Raw genomic sequence first — 19,456 nt, 5'->3', positions numbered from 1 at the left:
CGCACGGGGAAAGAGGAAGGCGCATGGCACGAGTACTGATGCTGGCGGGGGACGCCGCGGAGGAGCTCGATTCGATGTACCCGTTGTTCCGGCTGCGGGAGGACGACCACGAGGTGGTCGTGGCCGCGCCCACGACACGGCCGGTGCAGCTGGTGGTGCACGACTTCGAACCGGGATGTGACGCCTACACGGAGAAGCCGGGTCGTCGGCTGCCCGTGGACCTGGCGTTCGCGGACGTGCGCCCGGAGGAGTACCAGGCGCTGGTGATTCCGGGTGGCCGGGCACCGGAGTACATCCGCACGGACCCGGACGTCGCCCGCATCGTCGCGTACTTCTTCGCTCACGAGCTCCCGGTCGGCACGATCTGCCACGGCCCGCAGGTCCCGGCCGCACTGGGACTTCTGCGCGGACGAACGACCGCCGCGTACCCGCCGCTGAAGGTCGACGTGGAGCAGGCCGGCGCCACCTTCGCCGACGGGCCGGACGTCGTGGACGGCGCGATGGTGTCCTGCCGGGGCTGGCCCGACCTGCCCCAGTGGTCGCGTGCGTTCCTCCGGGTGCTGGCGAAAGCGGGTGTTCCTGCCGAATGATCATCCACAATGGACGTTCGCACCAGCTCCGGTCGGGCGGGCTGCGTCGACTGCCGGGTCAAGGGGCCAATTTGGCTGATATGTGACACCGTCACGACCTTGCCGTGTGAAAAGCGGCTCGTTAGTTTGACTGTGCGGAAGGCTGAATTCCCTGCTGTCGCAGCGGTTCTCGGCGCTCGGAGGACTCAATGGTGAGCTCGCCCAGGCGTGATCGTGCCCTGGTTCGCCCGTGGACAGGAGTGTGTCTCGGCACATTTTGTCCACAATGGACTTCGCTGTGCCGCGACCGGATCCGCCACACCGGCTCATCGGGGCGCCCGAGGCACTGGAGTTCATTCGCTGCAACGCTTTCGGCTCACCGTCGACGGCGTTCAGCTCGGGCGGCGAAGAGGCCGGCCGGGGTCGGCTGACGAGAGGAGACGGTCGTGGCCGAACGAATCGGCTTGTGGTTGAACGGTGCCAGGGGATCGGTGGCGACCACCGCCGTGAGCGGGTTGCTCGCGTTGCGCGCGGGTCTGGTGCCGCCGGTCGGCTGCGTCACCGAGCTGCTGGACGCGGACCTGGCACCGTGGGGCGCGTTCGTGGTCGGCGGGCACGACATCGTGACCACGCCGCTGGCGAAGCGGGTCGAGTCCCTGGTGCGCGACGGCGTGCTGCCGTACGACGTGACGGGAGGCATCGCGAGCGGGCTGGACACCGCGGACGCGGAGATCCGGCCCGGTTACGACCCGGCGGCGTCGTCCGGAAGCCAGGCCGACGCCGCCCGGCGGCTGGCTGAGGACATCGCCGACTTCCGCGCCCGGCACGAGCTGGCCCGCGTCGTGGTGGTGAACGTGGCGTCGACCGAGCCACCCGTGCGGGTCGAGCACGACTCGCTCGCCGCGCTGGAGGAAGCGCTCGCCGTGCCGGGAAACGTCGTGCTGCCGCCGAGCTCTCTCGTCGCCTACGCCGCTTTCCAGGCGGGGTGCTCCTTCGTGGACTTCACACCGTCCACCGGGGTCGCGGTGCCGGCGCTGGCCGAGCTGGCGGTGTCGAAGGGACTGCCCTACGCGGGAAGGGACGGCAAGACGGGGGAGACGCTGGTGCGGGCGGCGCTCGCACCGATGTTCACCTCGCGAGCGCTGCGCGTGCTGTCCTGGACGGGCACGAACCTGCTCGGCGGTGGTGACGGGGCCACGCTGGAGGACCCGGCGCACGCGGACAGCAAGCTGGCGTCCAAGACCAGGGGGCTGGCGGCGTTGCTCGGTGAGGACGTGACCGCGCCCCTGCACATCGACCACGTTCCCGATCTCGGCGAACGCAAGACGGCGTGGGATCACGTGTCGTTCGAAGGGTTTCTCGGCGCGCGGATGTCACTGCAACTGACCTGGAGCGGCCTGGACTCGTCCCTGGCCGCCCCGCTGGTGCTCGACCTCGCCCGCCTGATGGCCGCCGCCCACGCGGCGGGCCGGACCGGTGCCCAGGGCGCGCTCGCGTTCTTCTTCAAGGACCCGCTGGGCAGCGACGAGCACCGGCTCGCGGAACAGGCCCGCGAACTGCACGAGTGGGCCCGGAACCTCTGACACATCGATCGATCGACCAGGTTGGACTCCGCTGCGCAACCCTTTCCCTGCAAAGGAGCAGGCGTGAACACCACCACGAGAAAGTGGCGCGGCCGCCGCCGAGCGGTCCTGTCTCTGCTCACGGCCCTGTTGTCCGTCCTCGCCTTCACGGTGCCGGCGGGGGCGGCGGACGAGTCCATCGCCGTCGACTTCTCCACAGGCGCCGGCGCTCCGACCTACCGGGCGTCGGGCTGGATCTACGGCATGACCGAGAACGCGTCCGGGCCCGCGGACAACTTCTACCGCGACGTGAAGTTCCGGTACATGCGCGCGGGCGGTGCCCAGCTGGACAGTCCCGGCGGCTGGGTCTCCGGGAAGTACGACCGGCGGTGGAACTCGACGCGCGCGCAGCTGTTGCGCACCCGTGCGCTGGGCGGCGAGTTCGTGTTGCTGCCGCACGACCTGTGGGGCGCCGACGGGTTCGGGATCTCCCGTTTCCCCGGTGACAACGGCAACTGGACCGACTACGACAACTTCCTCACCCGCCTGATCGGCGACGTGCGGGCCACCGGTGTCCCCGTCCAGTGGGACATCTGGAACGAGCCCAACATCACGATCTTCTGGAACCGCCCGCAGTCCCAGTACTTCGAGCTGTGGCGCCGCACGTACCAGCGCATCCGGGCGGAGTTCCCGAACCAGCTGATCGTCGGGCCGAGTTGCGCGTGCACGCCGTCCACCGGCGGCTGGTGGCCGCAGTACCTGGACTTCGTGCGCTCCACCAACACCGTGCCCGACATCATCAGCTGGCACTCGTTGCCCGGCGACCCCGTGTCGAACGTGCAGGTGGCGAACCAGACGCTCGACTCGCGCGGTATCCCGCACCCGAGGCCGTACCAGATCAACGAGTACGGCGCGTCGAACGAGCAGAACCCCGGCGACGGCTCGTGGTACATCTCACGGCTGGAACGGGCGGGCGCGGACGGCCTGCGCGCCAACTGGGCCAGCGGCGGCAACCTGCACAACGACCTCGGCAACCTGCTCGTGCACAACTCGGCGGGGCAGCACCAGCCGAAGGGGGAGTGGTGGGTCTACCGCTTCTACGGCTCGCAGACCGGCCAGATCTCCACGGTCACGCCGAGCCAGAACTACGACGGGTTCGCGACGAAGGCACCGGGTGAAGCCAAGATCCTGGTCGGCGGCGGTCGCACGACGGGCAACATCGCGGTCAACCTGCGGCGCCTGGACGCCACCGAGGGCATCGTGAAGAACAACCAGGTGCGCGTGCTCGCAGAGCGCATCCCGTACAACAACGGCGGAGCCGTCTCAGGGCCCGTGACCGCTGTGGACACGGTCGTGACGCTGAACAACAACGGCACCACGGTGAACCTGCCGCACTCGAACGTCGACGAGTCCTTCACCATCACGGTCCTGCCGCCGTCTGGCACTCCCGGTGGGGCGTTCCAGTCCACCGCGGTCGCCCAGCACTCGCAGCACTGCCTGACCAACCCCGGCCGCAGCACCGCCGACGGCACCCGGCAGCAGCAGGTCACCTGCGGCACCGCTGACGAGCAGCGGTGGAACTTCAACCCGGTGGCGGGAGCGGCCGACACCTTCACCGTCACCAACCAGCAGTCGGGCAAGTGTCTGGACGTCAACGGAGTGTCCACAGCGGACGGTGCCGCGGTCATCCAGTGGAACTGCAACGGCGGGACCAACCAGCAGTTCACCCTGCGGAAGGTCACCTACGCGGGCAGTGCTCCCACCGACTTCCAGCTCGTCGCCCGGCACAGCGGCAAGTGCGTCGCGGTCGTGGACGCCTCCACCGCGTCGGGTGCCCTGCTCGACCAGCGGACCTGCAACCCCGTGAACCAGGGCAGCCCGCTCAACCAGACCTGGCGCCTGCCCGGCCGCCAGACCACCTAGCACCACCTCGGCCCGCACTCCCGGCAACGGGAGGCGGGCCGATTTCCGCCCCCTTCTGGGAGCGCTCCCGGAAAGGGGCGGAGCGGCAGACACCTTCAACGAAGAAGGACGATCATGGCCTCGTACCTCCACCCTCCGGCGCCGCCGCCGGGCTCTCGCGCGTTCCGCGGTCTCCTCGCTCGTCTCGGCCGGCGCCGTGACGCTCGCACCGGGTCCCTCTCCGACGGGTCCGCTCACCCGGACCTGCTCGACGTGCCGAATCCCCGGCCGTCCACCGCGAACCCAGCACCAGCGCGCCACCGAGACCGAAGGTGTTACCTGCCATGAGAAACCGACTCACCGCGGCGCTCTCCGCCGCGCTCCTGACCGTCGCCACAGCCGTGGCGGTCACGGCCACCACCGCACCACCGGCCGCCGCGCACACCGTCAACCCGGCCGACTTCCAGCAGGTCGAACTGGCCAAGGGCGTCGCCGAGATGGGCGAGCCGATGTCGATGACCGTGCTGCCGGACCGCTCGGTGCTGCACACCTCCCGCAACGGCACGCTGCGCCGCACCACCGCGGCCGGTGCCACGAACGTGATAGCGAACATCCCCGTCTACACCCACGACGAGGAAGGGCTGCAGGGTGTCGCGGCGGACCCCGGCTTCGCCACCAACCGCTACATCTACCTCTACTACGCGCCGCCGCTGTCAACACCGGGCGGTGACGCGCCGGCCAACGGCACCGACTTCTCCGCGTGGAACGGGGTCAACCGGTTGTCCCGGTTCACCCTCAACGCGGACTTCACGGTCAACATGGCGAGCCAGGTGACCGTGCTGGACGTGGCGACCAACCGCGGGATGTGCTGCCACGTCGGCGGCGACATCGACTTCGACGCGGCGGGAAACCTCTACCTGTCCACGGGTGACGACAGCAACCCGTTCGACTCCAGCGGGTACAGCCCGATCGACGAGCGCTCCGGCCGCAACCCGGTCTACGACGCGCAGCGCAGCGCGGCCAACACCAACGACCTGCGCGGCAAGGTCCTGCGGATCAAGGTGAACGCCGACGGGTCCTACTCGATCCCGGCCGGCAACCTGTTCCCGCCCGGCACGGCCAAGACGCGGCCGGAGATCTACGCGATGGGCCTGCGCAACCCGTTCCGGTTCAACGTGGACAAGGCCACCGGCACGATCTACCTCGGTGACTACGGACCGGACGCGGGTTCGACCGACCCCAACCGCGGCCCGGCCGGCCAGGTGGAGTTCAACCGGATCACTTCGGCGGGCAACTACGGCTGGCCGTACTGCACCGGCACGAACACCACCAATGAGACCTATGTGCGCTACACGTTCCCGTCCGGTCCTTCCGGCGCCAGGTTCGACTGCGCCGCACCGGTCAACAGTTCGCGGAACAACACCGGTCTGACGAACCTGCCCGCCGCACGCGCCGCGTGGATCAAGTACGACAACTGCTCTTTCTCCGCGTTCGGCTGCGGGTCCGAGTCCCCGATGGCCGCGCCGGTCTACCGGTACGACGCGAACAACCCGTCGACGGTCAAGTTCCCCGCTTCGCTGGACGGTCACGTGTTCGCGACCGAGTTCGGCCGGCGCTGGATCAAGACCATCGACGTCAACCCCGACGGTTCGCCCGGACAGGTCGGTGACTTCCCCTGGCGCGGCACCCAGGTCATGGACGCCGCCTTCGGCCCGGACGGCGCGCTCTACGTGCTGGACTACGGCACCGGCTGGGGCAACGGTGACGCGAGCTCCGCGCTCTACCGCATCGAGTACATCGGGCAGGCGGGCAACCGCGCGCCGACGGCCCGTGCGGCCGCCAACCGCCTGTCCGGCGCGGCACCTCTGGCCGTGGACTTCTCGTCGGCCGGCTCCTCCGACCCGGAGAACGGCGCGCTGACCTACGAGTGGAACTTCGGCGACGGCGGCACGTCCACTGCGGCCAACCCGAGCCACACCTTCACCGCCAACGGCCAGTACACCGTCACGCTCACGGTGAAGGACCCCGCCGGGCTCACCGGCAGCACCAACGTGATCATCACCGTCGGCAACACCGCGCCCGTGGTCACGTTGAACACCCCGGTCAACGGAAGCCTGTTCAGCTTCGGCGACAGCGTCCCCTACACGATCACGGTGTCCGACGCGGAGGACGGGACGATCGACTGCTCGAAGGTGACGTTGTCCTACCTCCTCGGCCACGACAGCCACTCCCACAAGATCACCTCACGCACCGGCTGTTCGGGCACGATCCAGATTCCGGTGGACGGTGAGCACGACACGGCGGCGAACATCTACGCCGTCTTCGACGCCGAGTACACCGACAACGGCGCGAACGGCGTGCCGCCCGCGACCACCCACGCCCAGAACGTGCTCCAGCCCCGGCACCGCCAGGCCGAGCACTACACGACGCAGTCGGGCACCGGCCTGTTCGACAAGACGCCGGCCGAGGGCGGCCGCACCGTCGGCGACATCCACAACGGCGACTGGATCGCGTTCGACAACTACAACCTCACCGGCGCGAACAGGTTCACCACGCGGGTGTCCTCCGCGGGAGCGGGCGGCACGATCACGGTGCGCACCGGCTCCCAGACCGGTCCGGCGGTGGCCACGCTGACCGTGCCGGTGACCGGCGGCTGGGACACGTTCCGGGAGGTCTCCACCGCGCTGACGAACGTGCCCACGACCACCGGCAGGTTGTACCTGACGTTCGCCGGCAGCGGCACCGGTTACCTGTTCGACGTGGACGCCTTCACGTTCGACACGTCCTCGGGTGGCGGCGGCCGCACCGGGCCGATCACCGGGGCGGCGTCCGGCAAGTGCGCCGACGTCACCGGCAGCAGCAGCGCCGACGGCACGCGGATCCAGCTGTACACCTGCAACAGCGGCGCGAACCAGCAGTGGACGGTCGACGGGACCACGTTGCGGGCGTTGGGCAAGTGCATGGACGTCGCGAACGGCGGCACCGCCGACGGTGGCGCCGTGCAGCTCGGGACCTGCAACGGTGCCACGAGCCAGAACTGGTCCGCCGGAGCCAACGGTTCCGTGGTCAACACCAAGTCCGGCAAGTGCCTCGACGCCAACGGCGCCGGCACCGCCAACGGCACGGTGCTGATCATCTGGAGCTGCCACGGCGGCACGAACCAGCGCTGGACGTTGCCATGACTCCGCCGCGTGCTTCGAACCCAAGGAGGATGAGATGACCTACCAGGCTTGGCGACGGGCGCTCGGCGTGGCCGCCGCGGCGCTCGTCGTGGGCGGGGTCGCACCCGCGCCACCGGCGGCGGCCGCGGACGCACCTTACGACGTGCTGGTGTTCTCCAAGACCGCGGGCTTCCGGCACGACTCGATCCCCAACGGCATCCAGATGATCCGCGAGCTGGGCGCGGCCAACAACTTCACGGTGACCGCCACCGAGGACGCGGCGCAGTTCACGACCGCGAACCTCGCGCAGTACGAGGCCGTGGTGTTCCTCAGCACCACGGGGGACGTGCTGAACGCCACCCAGCAGAGCGCCTTCGAGTCCTACGTCCGCGGCGGCGGCGGTTACGTGGGGATCCACTCGGCTGCGGACACCGAGTACGACTGGCCGTTCTACGGCGAGCTGGTGGGTGCGTACTTCGCGTCGCACCCGGCCATCCAGCAGGCGACGGTCCGGACGGAGAACCGTGCGCACGCGGCGACCGCGCACCTCTCCCCGGCCTGGGTCCGCACCGACGAGTTGTACAACTACCGCGCCAACCCGCGTGCCAACGTCCGTGTGCTGTCCACTTTGGACGAGTCCACGTACTCAGGTGGGTCGATGGGGGCCGACCACCCGATCACGTGGTGCAAGCCCATGGCCGGTGGACGCTCCTTCTACACGGGCCTCGGCCACACGAAGGAGAGCTACACCGAACCGGCCTTCCGCACGATGGTCCTCGGCGGCATCAGGTACGCGGCGAACAGGACCAAGGCCGACTGCCGTCCGGAGACCGGCTACACGACCCTCTACAACGGGTCGACGACCGGGTGGACGCAGGCAGGCCCCGGCGGCTTCACCAACAGCGACGCCACGCTCACGTCGTTCGACGGCCTGGGCATGCTGTGGTACAGCGCCAAGGAGTTCCGGTCGTACTCCCTCAAGCTCGACTGGCGGATGCCGGGAGATGACAACTCAGGTGTGGTGCTCGGGTTCCCGGCGGGCAGCACCCCGGACTCGGCTCTCGCCAACGGGTACGAGGTCCAGATCGACGCGACGGACACCGCGGACAAGACCACGGGGGCGATCTACGGGGTCAAGGCCCCCGACACCGCCGCGAGGGACGCCGCGCTGAACCCGCCCGGCGAGTGGAACACCTACGAGCTGCTGGTCGAGGGCGAACGCCTCCAGGTCTTCCTGAACGGCGTGAAGATCAACGATTTCACCAACGCCGATCCGGCCAGGTCGCTCACGTCGGGGCACATCGCCCTGCAGAACCACGGGTCCGGTGACGACGTGTCGTTCCGCAACGTCCGGATCAAGGAGCTGGGCGGGACGGTTCCGCGCACGGGGCGGATCACCGGCGGCTCCGGCAAGTGCGTCGACGTCGCCGGCGGCAGCAGCGCGGACGGCACGAAGATCCAGCTGTGGACCTGCAACACCAACGCGAGTCAACAGTGGACGGTCAGCGGGAACACGTTGCGCGCCCTCAACAAGTGCATGGGCGTCGCGGGCGGCAGCACCGCCAACGGCGCGCAGGTGCAGCTGATGACGTGCAACGGCAGCGGATCGCAGAACTGGACGGCCGGGTCGAACGGCTCTCTGGTCAACCAGCAGGCGAACAAGTGCCTGGACGCCAACGGAGGCAGTTCGGCGGACGGCACCCAGCTGATCCTCTGGACCTGCCACGGCGGCACGAACCAGCGCTGGACCCTGCCATGAGCGGGCAGACCTTCCCAGGAGGTGCGGAATGAGACTCTCGGCAGTCTCCACGGCGGCGCGCACGCGGATCGCCTTGGCGGTGACCGTGCTGGCCGCGGCCACGTTGACGTGGTCCACATCGGCACCCGCGGCAGCGGCGACCACAGGACCGTGTGACATCTACGCCAGCGGCGGCACGCCCTGCATCGCGGCGCACAGCACGACGCGTGCGCTTTACGGCGCCTACAACGGAAATCTCTACCAAGTCAGGCGTTCGTCGGACAACACCAGCAAGGACATCGGGCTGCTCGCCGCCGGCGGCAACGCCAACGCGGCGACACAGGACGCGTTCTGCGCCGGCACGTCGTGCGTCGTCACGGTGGTCTACGACCAGTCCGGCCGGGGCAACGACCTGTGGTACCAGGGTTCGAGCGTGGTGCCGGGCTCGCCGCAGAGCAGGCCCGCGAGCGCGACCTCCGAGTCGTTGGTGATGGGCGCCGACAAGAGCAAGGCGTACTCGCTCTACATCAACCCCGGCAACAGCTACTGGCGGGACGGTCACCTGACGGGCGTGCCCACCGGCAGTGCGCCGGAGGGCATGTACATGGTGACCAGCGGTACGCACGTGAACGGCGGTTGCTGTTTCGACTACGGCAACAGCGAGACGACCCGCAAAGCCGATGCGGCCGGTGCGATGGACGCGATCAACTTCAGCACGCAGTGCTGGTTCGGCGGCTGCCAGGGCCGCGGTCCGTGGGTCCAGGCGGATCTCGAGTGGGGCCTGTTCCCCGGCGGGAGCCAGCAGTGGAACCCGAACCAGCGCGCCTTCACGGACAAGTTCGTCACGGCGATCCTGAAGAACAACGGGACCTCGCGGTTCGCGCTCAAGGGCGGCAACGCCCAGGCGGGCGACCTCACCACGTTGTACGACGGCTCGCTGCCGAACGGCTACAGCCCGATGCGCAAGCAGGGCGCCATCATCCTGGGCAGCGGTGGTGACTGCTGCAAGCCCGACGGCGGCGCCAACCTCAGCGCGGGAACCTTCTACGAGGGTGCGATGGTCGCGGGCTACCCGTCCGACGCGACCGAGAACGCGGTGCAGGCCAACATCATCGCTGCCGGGTACGGCGGTGGTGGTGGCAATCCGAACCCGAATCCGCCGGCCGGTGCGGTGCGCGCGGTGGGCGCGGGCAAGTGCCTGGAGGCGCCGAACGGCACCGCGGGCACGCAGACCCGGATCTGGGACTGCTCGGGCAGCACCGGCCAGAAGTGGGCCCGGTCCGCGTCGGGTCAGCTCACGGTGTTCGACGGCACTGCGCAGCGGTGTCTCGACGCGTACGGCCAAGGGACCACCGCGGGCACCAGGGTGGCGATCTGGACGTGCAACGGCCAGGCCAACCAGCAGTGGAACGTCAACGCCAACGGCACGATCACCGGCGCGCAGTCCGGTCTGTGCGTCGACGTGTCCGGCGCGTCCACGGCCAACGGCGCGCTCGTCCAGCTGTGGACGTGCAACGGCCAGTCCAACCAGCAGTGGAGCTTGACCTGATCCGCGGTCGTGAGTGCTTTCCGCCGCTGCGGCGCCGGAAAGCACTCACGACCATTCCCGTCACTGACAAAGGAGTCGTGTGATGCGCATGCCAGAGCCGAGGATCCACGACACCAGCCCGGCCGTGTGCTGGAGGGACGGCTTCCGCACAGCCAACGGTGAATGCGGTGCCGTGCTGTACGGCGAGCCCGCGATGGAGAAGGTGGTCTTCGAGGCCGGCCGGTCCTGTCACCCCGCCTACGAGTTCCGGATCTCCAGTCCCGGCATGACCGCCGTCGGCGGCTACGGCCGGATCACCGACTCCCGCACCGGCGAGGTCACCTCGACCTGGACCGACGGGCACGGCACGTGGGCCCGCCGGGCCTTCGCGTCCAGAGCCGACCAGGTGATCGCCCACGAGCTGCTGCCGGCGCCCGGCCGGACGGTCGACACCACGCTGAGCGTCGACACCGCCCTCGACGGACTGCTCGGCAGTACGCGCTGCACGACCAGGGCCACCGTCAGCAACGGCTCGGGCTACCTCAGCCTGCGGGGCGTCGGCCGGTCGGGTCGCGGTGTCTCCGGCTACGAGGGCATCACCAGGGTGGTGGCGTTCGGTGGCAGCGTCCTCGCGAGCGGGGCCACCCTCGTCGTCATCGGGGCGGCCAGGCTGCTCCTGCTCACCAAACTCGACAGGTGCGAGTCGTCCCCGACCGGCTGGATCTTCCCCGCGCTGCGCACGGCACTGTCCGGGCTCGAGAGCGACTACGCCACCCTGTTCGCGCGGCACACGGCCGCCACACCGGCCTGACCCGGGTTCGGTGACGATCACACGCAAGCCCGACGTTGAGCCCGGTTCTTTCGTTGCCGGTGTGACAATTGCCCGATGGAGAGCACCCATGGCATCGATTCCGGTTCCCCGAGCGCCGTGCTGCGCCTGTTGATGGACGGCAGGCCGCGCACCCGAGCGGAGATCGTGGCCGCGACCGGCCTCGTCCGGTCCACGGTGCGGTTGCGGCTCGACGTGCTCCTGGCTGCTGGGCTGGTGACCGGAGGTGGCATTGAGGAGTCCACCGGCGGGCGCCCCGCGAGCCGGTTCGTGTTCAACCCCGGCGCGCAGCTGGTGCTGGCGGCCGAGGTGGGGGCCACCCACGCGACCGTCGCGGTCTCCGACCTCGGGTGCCGGTTGCTCGCGGTCGAACAGGTAGGTCTCGACATCGCGGACGGTCCGGAGGCGATCCTCGAGCTCCTGGTCGCGACCTGGCGCGAGCTGCTGCGCGGGGTGGACACCGCGGAGATCGCCGGCGTGGGCATCGGCCTGCCCGGCCCGGTCGAGCACTCCACCGGCCGCCCGAACAACCCGCCGATCATGCCGGGCTGGGACGGGTTCGACGTGCCCGCGGCCATCGCGGCGGAGTTCGACGTGCCGGTGCTGGTCGACAACGAGGTCAACCTGATGGCGTTGGGCGAGCACACCGCCTCGCACCCGGACGTGCTGCACATGATCGTGATCAAGGCGGCGACCGGCGTCGGTGCCGGGCTGATCAGCAACGGCGTGCTCCACCGCGGCGCGGCCGGCGCGGCGGGCGACCTCGGGCACATCAGGGTGCCCGACGGTGAGGACGCGCTGTGCCGCTGTGGCAACACCGGGTGCCTGGAGGCGGTCGCCGGTGGTCCGGCGCTCGCGGCGAAGCTGAGGGAACTGGGACTCCCCGCGCACTCGACGGCCGACGTGGTGCACCTGGTCCGGTCCGGCAACCTCGAGGCGGGCCGGGTGGTGCGGCAGGCGGGCAGGGACATCGGCGAGGTGCTCGCCGGGTGCGTGAGCATGTTCAACCCGTCCCTGGTGGTCATCGGCGGGCTGGTGGCGGAGGCGGGGGAGATGCTGCTGGCGGGGGTGCGCGAGTCGATCTACCGGCGCTCCCTGCCACTGGCCACGGAGAACCTGAGGATCGTCGCGTCGACCGCGGGTGCGACCGCCGGCGTGCTGGGCGCCGCGGCAATGGTCGTGCAGCACGTGCTGTCGCCGGAGGTGCTGGACGCCCGGCTGGGCGCGGTCGTCTCCGCGATCTCCGCCGGACAGGCCTGAACTACTTTTGGCATAGATCAGCCATAATTTAGTCCGGTTGCGTCGGACTTTTGCATTGACCCTGCCATATGGTCGGGCTTACGTTCACCTGCATGTGGGACATCGGCGTCAACACATGGGTTTGGACGTCACCGCTCACCGATGACGGGTTGGCCGCGCTCGCGCCACGGGTTCGCGAGTGGGGGTTCGACGTCATCGAACTGCCGGTGGAGCAGCCGGGCGACTGGGACCCGCGCCGCGCCGCGGACCTGCTGGCCGAGCTGAACCTCGGAGCGACCGTCTGCCTCGTCATGCCGCCCGGCCGTGAGCTGGTCGCCGCGGACACGGTCGCGGAGACCCAGGACTACCTGCGGCACGTCGTCGACGTCGCGGCGATCGTCGGCAGCCCGGTCGCGGCTGGCCCCGCGTACAGCTCGGTCGGCCGCACCTGGCGCATCGACGACCGGCCGCGGGTGTACCGCGAGCTGCGCGCGAACCTCCGCCCCGTCGTCGAGTACGCGGCGCAGCGCGGTGTCCGCATCGCCGTGGAGCCGCTGAACCGGTACGAGACGAGCCTGCTGAACACCGTGGACCAAGCGCTCGAGGCGCTGGACGGGCTCCCTGCCGAGGGATGCGGCCTGGCGCTCGACACCTACCACCTCAACATCGAGGAAGCGGCGCCGGTGAAGGCGGTTCTCGCCGCCGGCGCGCGCATCGCACACGTTCAGGTGTGCGCCAACGACCGCGGTACGCCGGGTCGCGATCACCAGGACTGGCCCGCCTTGCTGGGCGCCCTGGGCGATGCCGGCTACCGCGGTCCCTTGTGCATCGAGTCGTTCACCCCGGACAACGCCGCCATCGCGACGGCCGCCTCGATCTGGCGGCCGCTGGCCGACTCCCCGGACGCCCTCGCCGTCGAAGGCCTGGCCTTCCTGCACGCTGCCGCCGCCGCTCTCACCCGTTAGCCGACCGCGTCACCACCCCCGGAGGAGTGGCAATGCAAGACAGACTCAAGCGACTACTGGCGGCGTTGGCCGGTGCTCTGGTGGTGATGGGGCTCGTCACGCCGATCACCCCGGCACAGGCCCACGGCCTGCACGTCCTGCTGTTCACCAAGACCGCCGCCGGGGCGTACCGGCACGACTCCATCCCGGCGGGCATCACGATGATGGAGCAGCTGGCCGCCCAGCGCGGCTGGGAGATGACCAAGACCGAGGACGCGTCGGTCTTCAACGACACCACGCTCGCCACGTTCAGCGTGGTCGTGATGCTGCAGACGTCGGGCATGGTGTGGGACACCGCCGCGCAGCGCACCGCGATGCAGAACTACGTGCGCAGGGGCGGCGGCGTGGTGGCGATCCACAACGCCACGGACATGAACATCGAGCAGCAGTTCCCGTGGTGGGACCAGATGCTCGGCATGACCATGACCCAGCACTCGTCGATCGTGTCCGGCACCGCCAAGGTCGCCGACCGCAAGCACCCGTCCGGGGCCGGTCTTCCGGACCGGTGGACGCGCACCGAGGAGTGGTACAACTTCAACCGCTCCGCGCGCGGTGACGTGCACGTGCTGGTCACGGCGGACGAGTCGACCTACGACGCGGGCCCGCAGAAGATGGGCGTCGACCACCCGATCTCGTGGTGCCGCAACTTCGAGGGCGGCCGGGTGTGGGCGACCGGCATGGGCCACAACGCCTCGAGCTACTCGGAACCCCTGTTCCGCCAGCACATCACCGGTGGCGTGGAGACCGCGGGCGGCATCGTGGGCGCGGACTGCGGTCCCACGGTGTGGAGCAGCTTCCAGAAGGTGCAGCTCGACAACTCCACCATCGCGCCGAGCACGCTCGACGTCGCTCCCGACGGCCGGGTGTTCTTCAACGAGTACGGCGGCAACCTGAAGATCTACAAGCCGGACACCAGGACGACGGTCGTCGCGGGCACGCTCAGCGTCTACGGCCAGGGGCAGAACTCGGAGGACGGCCTGGTCGGCATGGCGCTCGACCCGGCGTTCGCCACCAACAAATGGGTCTACCTGAACTACTCGCCGGCGGGGAGCCAGGAGATCGCCAGGATCTCGCGCTTCACCATGAACGGCGACAGGATGGACATGGCCAGCGAGAAGGTCCTGCTCACCCTGCCCGCGTCGCGCAAGGAGGAGCCGGGCCACACCGGCGGCCAGCTGAACTTCGGGCCGAACGGCAACCTCTACATCAGCGTCGGCGACGACACCAACCCCAACGGTGACTCGGGCGGCTACGCGCCGATCGACGAACGTCCCGGTCGCTCGCTGTACGACGCGCAGGGCACCGCGGCCAACACCAACGACCTGCGCGGCAAGATCCTGCGCATCCACCCCGAGGCCGACGGCACCTACACCGTGCCCTCGGGCAACATGTTCGCGCCCGGCACGGCCAAGACGCGGCCCGAGATCTACGCGATGGGCTTCCGCAACGTGTTCCGGTTCAGCGTGCACCCGACCACCGGCGTGATCTACGCGGCCGACTACGGCCCGGACGCGGGCGGCGACAACGCGAACCGCGGCCCGGCCGGGCTCGTCGAGTGGAACGTGATCAAGTCGCCGGGCAACTACGGCTGGCCGTACTGCGTGGCGAACAACATCGCCTACAACGACTGGAACTTCGCCAACGGCACGTCCGGCCCGAAGTTCAACTGCGCCTCGCCGGTCAACAACTCGCCCAACAACACCGGCCTGACGACTCTGCCCGCGTCGCGGGCCGCGGACCTCTGGTACGGCAACGGCGCGAACGGCAACGCCTTCCCGGAGATGGGCCCGAGCAGCGGCGGCGAGGCGCCGATGGCGTTCCCCGCCTACCAGTACAACGCGGGCAACCCGTCGAGCACGAAGTTCCCCGCCTACTTCGACCAGACCCCGTTCTTCGGCGAGTGGTCCCGCAACCGCATGTGGGAGTTCCGGATGGACTCGTCCGGGAACCTGCTGAAGGTCAACAACTTCCTGTCCAACATGTCGTTCGCCTCGCCGATGGACGCGAAGTTCGGTCCCGACGGGTCGATGTACCTGCTGACCTGGGGAACGGGCTGGGACGACAACAAACCGTTGCCCGGCGCCGGGTTGTGGCGCATCGACTACACGACCACCGGTGAACGGCTACCCGTGGCGCAGGCCTCCGCCAGTCCGCTGACCGGTCCGTCGCCGTTGACGGTGCGCTTCTCCAGCGCCGGTTCCAACGACCCGGGTGGTCTGCCGCTGACCTACCGGTGGACGTTCGGCGACGGCGCCACGTCCACGGAGCAGAACCCCACGCACGTCTACACCGGCAGCGGGAAGTTCACCGCCCAGCTCACCGTCACCAACTCGGCCGGCAAGATCGGCACCGCGAACGTGACCATCAGCGTGGGCAACACCGAGCCGGTGGTGAAGTTCACCGGTCCCGTCGACGGCGGGATGATCAACTTCGGTGACCCCGTCCCGTACACGCTGTCCGTGACCGACCTGGAGGACGGCACGATCGACTGCGGCAAGGTGAGCGTCCAGTCGAACATGGGCCACGACTCGCACAAGCACCCGATCGGCTCGCCGATGACCGGCTGTTCGGGCGCGCTCCAGACCACGATCGACTCCGGGCACCAAGGTCTCAACGTGCACGTCATCGGCTCGGCCGAGTACACCGACAACGGTGCGAACGGCGTGCCGCCCCTGACCGGCAGTGCCCAGGTCGTGTTGCAGCCCAAGCAGAAGCAGGCCGAGTTCTTCAACGACTCGTCCGGCGTGACGATCGTGTCTCAGGCGGGCGCCGAGTCCGGTGCCAGGGTCGGTGACATCAGCAACAACGACTGGATCTCGTTCAAACCGGTCAACTTCACCGGCATCAACCAGGTGTCGTTCCGGGTGTCATCGCCGACAGGCGGCGGAGGGACGATCGAACTGCGCGCCGGTTCGCCGACGGGTCAGCTCATCGCCTCGTCGCCGGTCACCAGCACCGGTGGCGCGGACACCTACGCCAGCACGCCCGCGGTGAACGTGACCGCGCCGGCCGGCACCGTCGAGCTGTTCGCGGTGTTCAAGACGTCGTCGTCGACCAGCTTCGACCTCGACTCGATCACCTACGTCGGACCGGGCGCGGGACAGCCGGGTGGTGGCGGTGCGAAGGAGATCGTCGGCGGCGGCGGCAAGTGCGTCGACGTCAACGGAGCCAGCTCCACCGACGGTGCCAAGGTCCAGCTGTGGACCTGCAACGGCGGCAACAACCAGAAGTGGACGCAGAACGGCACCACGCTGCGGTCGCTCGACAAGTGCCTCGACGTGACCGGCAACAGCCAGACCGACGGCGCGATCGTCAGGCTGTGGACGTGCAACGGCGCGTCCGGGCAGAACTGGACCGCGCAGTCCGACGGCTCGATCCGCAACGGCACGAAGTGCCTGGACGCCAACGGCGCAGGCACGGCGGACGGAACCCAGCTCATCATCTGGACCTGCCACGGCGGGACCAACCAGAGGTGGACCTTCCGGTAGCCGAGGAGCCGGTCAGCGGTCTTCCGGGGCCGCTGACCGGCTTCCCCGCAACGGCGTCGAGGAGCAACCATGAGCAGGACCGTTCGGTCACGTGCGACCAAGGCCGCCGTCTGGGCCACGCCGCCGCCCAGGCCGAAAGGGCGGCTGTGGGCGGGTTTCCTCACCGCCTTCCTGCTCGGGCTGGCGGTCGCGTACGTGATCACCTCGGGGAACGGGCCGGACGCGACCCAGCGGCGGATCGCGGAACTCCAACGGGAGGACGCCGCCCGCGACGCCGCGCAGCTCGGCCCGCTGACCGACCAGGCCAAGGAGATCAGGGACCAGCTGGCCCCGGTGCTCGCGGCCATGGCGCAGGCGGCTCCCGTCGACGGGTCGGCCCCGAAGTCGCCACTCACCGCGGAGGTGGTGAACGGGTGGAAGGACGTTCTCTCGGCAGCGGAGAAGTCGTACGAGCAGTCGCCTTCCGCGGGAAACGGGATCAACGTGGCGCGTTCCGGCCTGCGCACGGCTGTGCAACAGCTCGCCGCGGCGGTCAAGGGGTTCGAGACGGCACTCGGTGTGGCCGAGCCGGTCAGGAGCAGTCTCGTGGCGCTGGCGGGTGAGCAGCGCACGCTGGCACTGCGCACGTGGTCGGTGGCCGCGGTCCAGCTGGACGTGATCAACATCGACGCGGGGAGAGGGCACGTGCACGTCCAGCTCTCCACCGGCGGCGATACGGGCGCGCTCGCCCCTGACGGCGCGCCGGAGGGACGGTGATGACGGGTCACGTGGTGCTGCCGACGTCCGGCCCCGCCCGCCTCCTGACCGACGCGCGCACGCTGATCGAGCCGGTGCACCGCGCCGCGGTGGACGAGCTCGGCCCGGCGCTGCGTCGCGTCGCCGGCTACCACATCGGGTGGTGGGACGCGGACGGCAGACCTTCACCGCCGGGCGGCAAGGCGCTCAGGCCCGCTCTCACCCTCGCCTGCGCCCGCGCGTTCGCCGACGGGCCTCCGGCGCCGGACGTGATCGCGGCCGCGACGGCGGTGGAGCTGATCCACGACTTCTCGCTCCTGCACGACGACGTCATGGACGGCGACGAAACGCGGCGGCACCGTCCTGCGGCCTGGGCGCGGTTCGGGACGACGGCGGCGATCCTCACCGGGGACGTCCTGGTGGGACTCGCGCTGCGCCTGGTGCCGCCGTCCCTGGCCGGTGTGCTCGCCGACGTGCTGGTCGACCTGTGCGAAGGGCAGTCGGCCGACGTGGCGGCCGAGACCGCGGCGTCGGCCGACGTCGAGCAGTGCCTCGCCACCGCGGCGAGGAAGACCGGTGCCCTGCTGGGGGCGGCCTGCCGCCTCGGTGCTCTCGCGGCCGGAGCCGACCCCGCCGCCGCTGACCACTGCCGGTGGTTCGGGGTGCATCTCGGCGTCGCCTTCCAGCTGGTCGACGACATCCTCGGCATCTGGGGGGACCCGGAGAGGACCGGCAAGCCCGCTCACTCCGACATCAGGGCCCGCAGGAGAACCCTGCCAGTCGTGGCGGCACTGGCCGCGGACACGCCGGCGGGGCGCCTGCTCGGACGGATCTACCTCTCCGACCGCGCCGCGGACGAGACGGTCCAGCGCATCGTCGCGCTCGTCGCGGAAGCGGGCGGCCGGGCGTGGGCGGAAGCGGAGGCGGACCGCCGCGTGCGGCTGGCGTTCGGCTGCCTGGACCGAGCGGATCCGCGTCCGGCCGCAGCCCTGGATCTGCGCGGTCTGGCCCGGCTGGTCACGAGCAGGGACCGCTGAAGCGGGATGAAGGGGCGCCTTCATTGAACTGGTCCCCGGAAGTTGGACTGGCTAAGTAAAGGTTAGGCCGCGAGGGCCTGGGCTCGGTACTCGACCGGGCTCAGGCCCTTGAGCGTGGTCGAGATACGGGTGGTGTTGTACCAGTCGATGTACTCGTGCAGAGCCACGGTGAACTCCTCGACGGTGTCGAACCTGGTGTGGTGGAACAGTTCTTCCTTCAGATGGCCGAAGAAGTTCTCGGCGATCGAGTTGTCGAGACAGTTGGCGCGCCGTGACATCGACTGGGTCAGGCACGCGTCGGCCAGCAGGGCACGCCAGGAGGCGTGCTGGTACTGGAAGCCCTGGTCGGAGTGCACCAGCGGCGCGGCCCCGGCGGGCAGGGTGGCGATCGCCTCGCGCAGCGAGGAGTTCGTCAGCTCCAGCGTCGGCGAGGGTCCGCAGGAGTAGGCGATGACGGACCGGTCGAACAGGTCGATCACGGGTGACAGGTAGACCTTGCGGTCCCCGATCCGGAACTCGGTCACGTCGGTGACCCACTTCGTGTCCGGAGCCTCGGCGCCGAACTCGCGGTTGAGCACGTTCTCGGCGACCGTGCCGGGCTGCCCGAGCCAGGACCGGTACCGCCGGGGCCGCCGCACTATGCAGACCAGACCCAGCGTGTTCA

General features: G+C 69.7%; 13 protein-coding genes. 12 read left to right on the top strand and 1 reads right to left on the bottom strand.

Going from position 1 to position 19,456, the window contains the following annotated elements; genetic code table 11:
* The first annotated feature begins 23 nt into the window (after positions 1-23).
* The 12 genes from AOM45_RS39435 (at position 24) to AOM45_RS39380 (ending at position 18,792) form a co-directional block, all read left to right on the top strand.
* Positions 24-590: a DJ-1/PfpI family protein gene (locus AOM45_RS39435; RefSeq protein ID WP_030469972.1), complete on the top strand. Its 567-nt coding sequence runs from the start codon at positions 24-26 to the stop codon at positions 588-590.
* A 425-nt stretch (positions 591-1,015) separates the two neighbouring features.
* On the top strand, positions 1,016-2,152 hold the full coding sequence (locus tag AOM45_RS39430; protein WP_236703998.1) for an inositol-3-phosphate synthase: 1,137 nt from the start codon (positions 1,016-1,018) through the stop codon (positions 2,150-2,152).
* A 63-nt stretch (positions 2,153-2,215) separates the two neighbouring features.
* The gene (locus AOM45_RS39425; protein WP_030469974.1) at positions 2,216-4,054 is read left to right on the top strand and encodes an RICIN domain-containing protein; all 1,839 of its coding nucleotides are present in this window, start codon (positions 2,216-2,218) and stop codon (positions 4,052-4,054) included.
* Between the two features lie 323 nt (positions 4,055-4,377).
* Complete coding sequence (locus AOM45_RS39420; RefSeq protein WP_030469975.1) at positions 4,378-7,215, top strand: PQQ-dependent sugar dehydrogenase; 2,838 nt, start codon at positions 4,378-4,380, stop codon at positions 7,213-7,215.
* 34 nt (positions 7,216-7,249) lie between these two features.
* Positions 7,250-8,953: a ThuA domain-containing protein gene (locus AOM45_RS53905; RefSeq protein ID WP_030469976.1), complete on the top strand. Its 1,704-nt coding sequence runs from the start codon at positions 7,250-7,252 to the stop codon at positions 8,951-8,953.
* Between the two features lie 28 nt (positions 8,954-8,981).
* Positions 8,982-10,481, top strand: a complete 1,500-nt coding sequence (locus AOM45_RS39410) for an arabinofuranosidase catalytic domain-containing protein (RefSeq protein ID WP_030469977.1) — start codon at positions 8,982-8,984, stop codon at positions 10,479-10,481.
* A gap of 82 nt (positions 10,482-10,563) precedes the next feature.
* Positions 10,564-11,271 (top strand): glycoside hydrolase N-terminal domain-containing protein, encoded by a 708-nt coding sequence (locus tag AOM45_RS39405; RefSeq protein ID WP_030469978.1) that lies wholly within the window; start codon positions 10,564-10,566, stop codon positions 11,269-11,271.
* Between the two features lie 75 nt (positions 11,272-11,346).
* Complete coding sequence (locus AOM45_RS39400) at positions 11,347-12,549, top strand: ROK family transcriptional regulator (RefSeq protein ID WP_030469979.1); 1,203 nt, start codon at positions 11,347-11,349, stop codon at positions 12,547-12,549.
* A gap of 92 nt (positions 12,550-12,641) precedes the next feature.
* A complete protein-coding gene (locus AOM45_RS39395; protein ID WP_030469980.1) occupies positions 12,642-13,493 on the top strand; it encodes a sugar phosphate isomerase/epimerase family protein in 852 nt (283 codons plus the stop codon).
* Between the two features lie 32 nt (positions 13,494-13,525).
* A complete protein-coding gene (locus tag AOM45_RS39390) occupies positions 13,526-17,020 on the top strand; it encodes a ThuA domain-containing protein (RefSeq protein ID WP_030469981.1) in 3,495 nt (1,164 codons plus the stop codon).
* Positions 17,021-17,089: 69 nt separating this feature from the next.
* Positions 17,090-17,776, top strand: a complete 687-nt coding sequence (locus tag AOM45_RS39385) for a hypothetical protein (protein ID WP_051784070.1) — start codon at positions 17,090-17,092, stop codon at positions 17,774-17,776.
* Positions 17,776-18,792, top strand: a complete 1,017-nt coding sequence (locus tag AOM45_RS39380; protein ID WP_030469983.1) for a polyprenyl synthetase family protein — start codon at positions 17,776-17,778, stop codon at positions 18,790-18,792. Before AOM45_RS39385 ends, AOM45_RS39380 begins: the two co-directional genes overlap by 1 nt.
* A 62-nt stretch (positions 18,793-18,854) precedes the next feature.
* On the opposite strand, the gene AOM45_RS39375 is transcribed toward AOM45_RS39380, so the two are convergent.
* A partial coding sequence (locus AOM45_RS39375) for an IS3 family transposase (RefSeq protein WP_059362934.1) occupies positions 18,855-19,456 on the bottom strand: 602 nt, incomplete at its 5' end.

Source organism: Lentzea aerocolonigenes (genome assembly GCF_000974445.1).
Taxonomy (GTDB): domain Bacteria; phylum Actinomycetota; class Actinomycetes; order Mycobacteriales; family Pseudonocardiaceae; genus Lentzea; species Lentzea aerocolonigenes.
This window is presented reverse-complemented; position numbering and strand designations above follow the sequence as displayed.

What these genes read in the sequence shown, in the direction of transcription:
- AOM45_RS53905 (WP_030469976.1), top strand. Translation starts at nt 7,250, where the DNA reads ATGACCTACCAGGCTTGGCGACGGGCGCTCGGCGTGGCCGCCGCGGCG.
- AOM45_RS39435 (WP_030469972.1), top strand. Translation starts at nt 24, where the DNA reads ATGGCACGAGTACTGATGCTGGCGGGGGACGCCGCGGAGGAGCTCGAT.
- AOM45_RS39395 (WP_030469980.1), top strand. Translation starts at nt 12,642, where the DNA reads ATGTGGGACATCGGCGTCAACACATGGGTTTGGACGTCACCGCTCACC.
- AOM45_RS39420 (WP_030469975.1), top strand. Translation starts at nt 4,378, where the DNA reads ATGAGAAACCGACTCACCGCGGCGCTCTCCGCCGCGCTCCTGACCGTC.
- AOM45_RS39385 (WP_051784070.1), top strand. Translation starts at nt 17,090, where the DNA reads ATGAGCAGGACCGTTCGGTCACGTGCGACCAAGGCCGCCGTCTGGGCC.
- AOM45_RS39410 (WP_030469977.1), top strand. Translation starts at nt 8,982, where the DNA reads ATGAGACTCTCGGCAGTCTCCACGGCGGCGCGCACGCGGATCGCCTTG.
- AOM45_RS39400 (WP_030469979.1), top strand. Translation starts at nt 11,347, where the DNA reads ATGGAGAGCACCCATGGCATCGATTCCGGTTCCCCGAGCGCCGTGCTG.
- AOM45_RS39390 (WP_030469981.1), top strand. Translation starts at nt 13,526, where the DNA reads ATGCAAGACAGACTCAAGCGACTACTGGCGGCGTTGGCCGGTGCTCTG.
- AOM45_RS39405 (WP_030469978.1), top strand. Translation starts at nt 10,564, where the DNA reads ATGCGCATGCCAGAGCCGAGGATCCACGACACCAGCCCGGCCGTGTGC.
- AOM45_RS39380 (WP_030469983.1), top strand. Translation starts at nt 17,776, where the DNA reads ATGACGGGTCACGTGGTGCTGCCGACGTCCGGCCCCGCCCGCCTCCTG.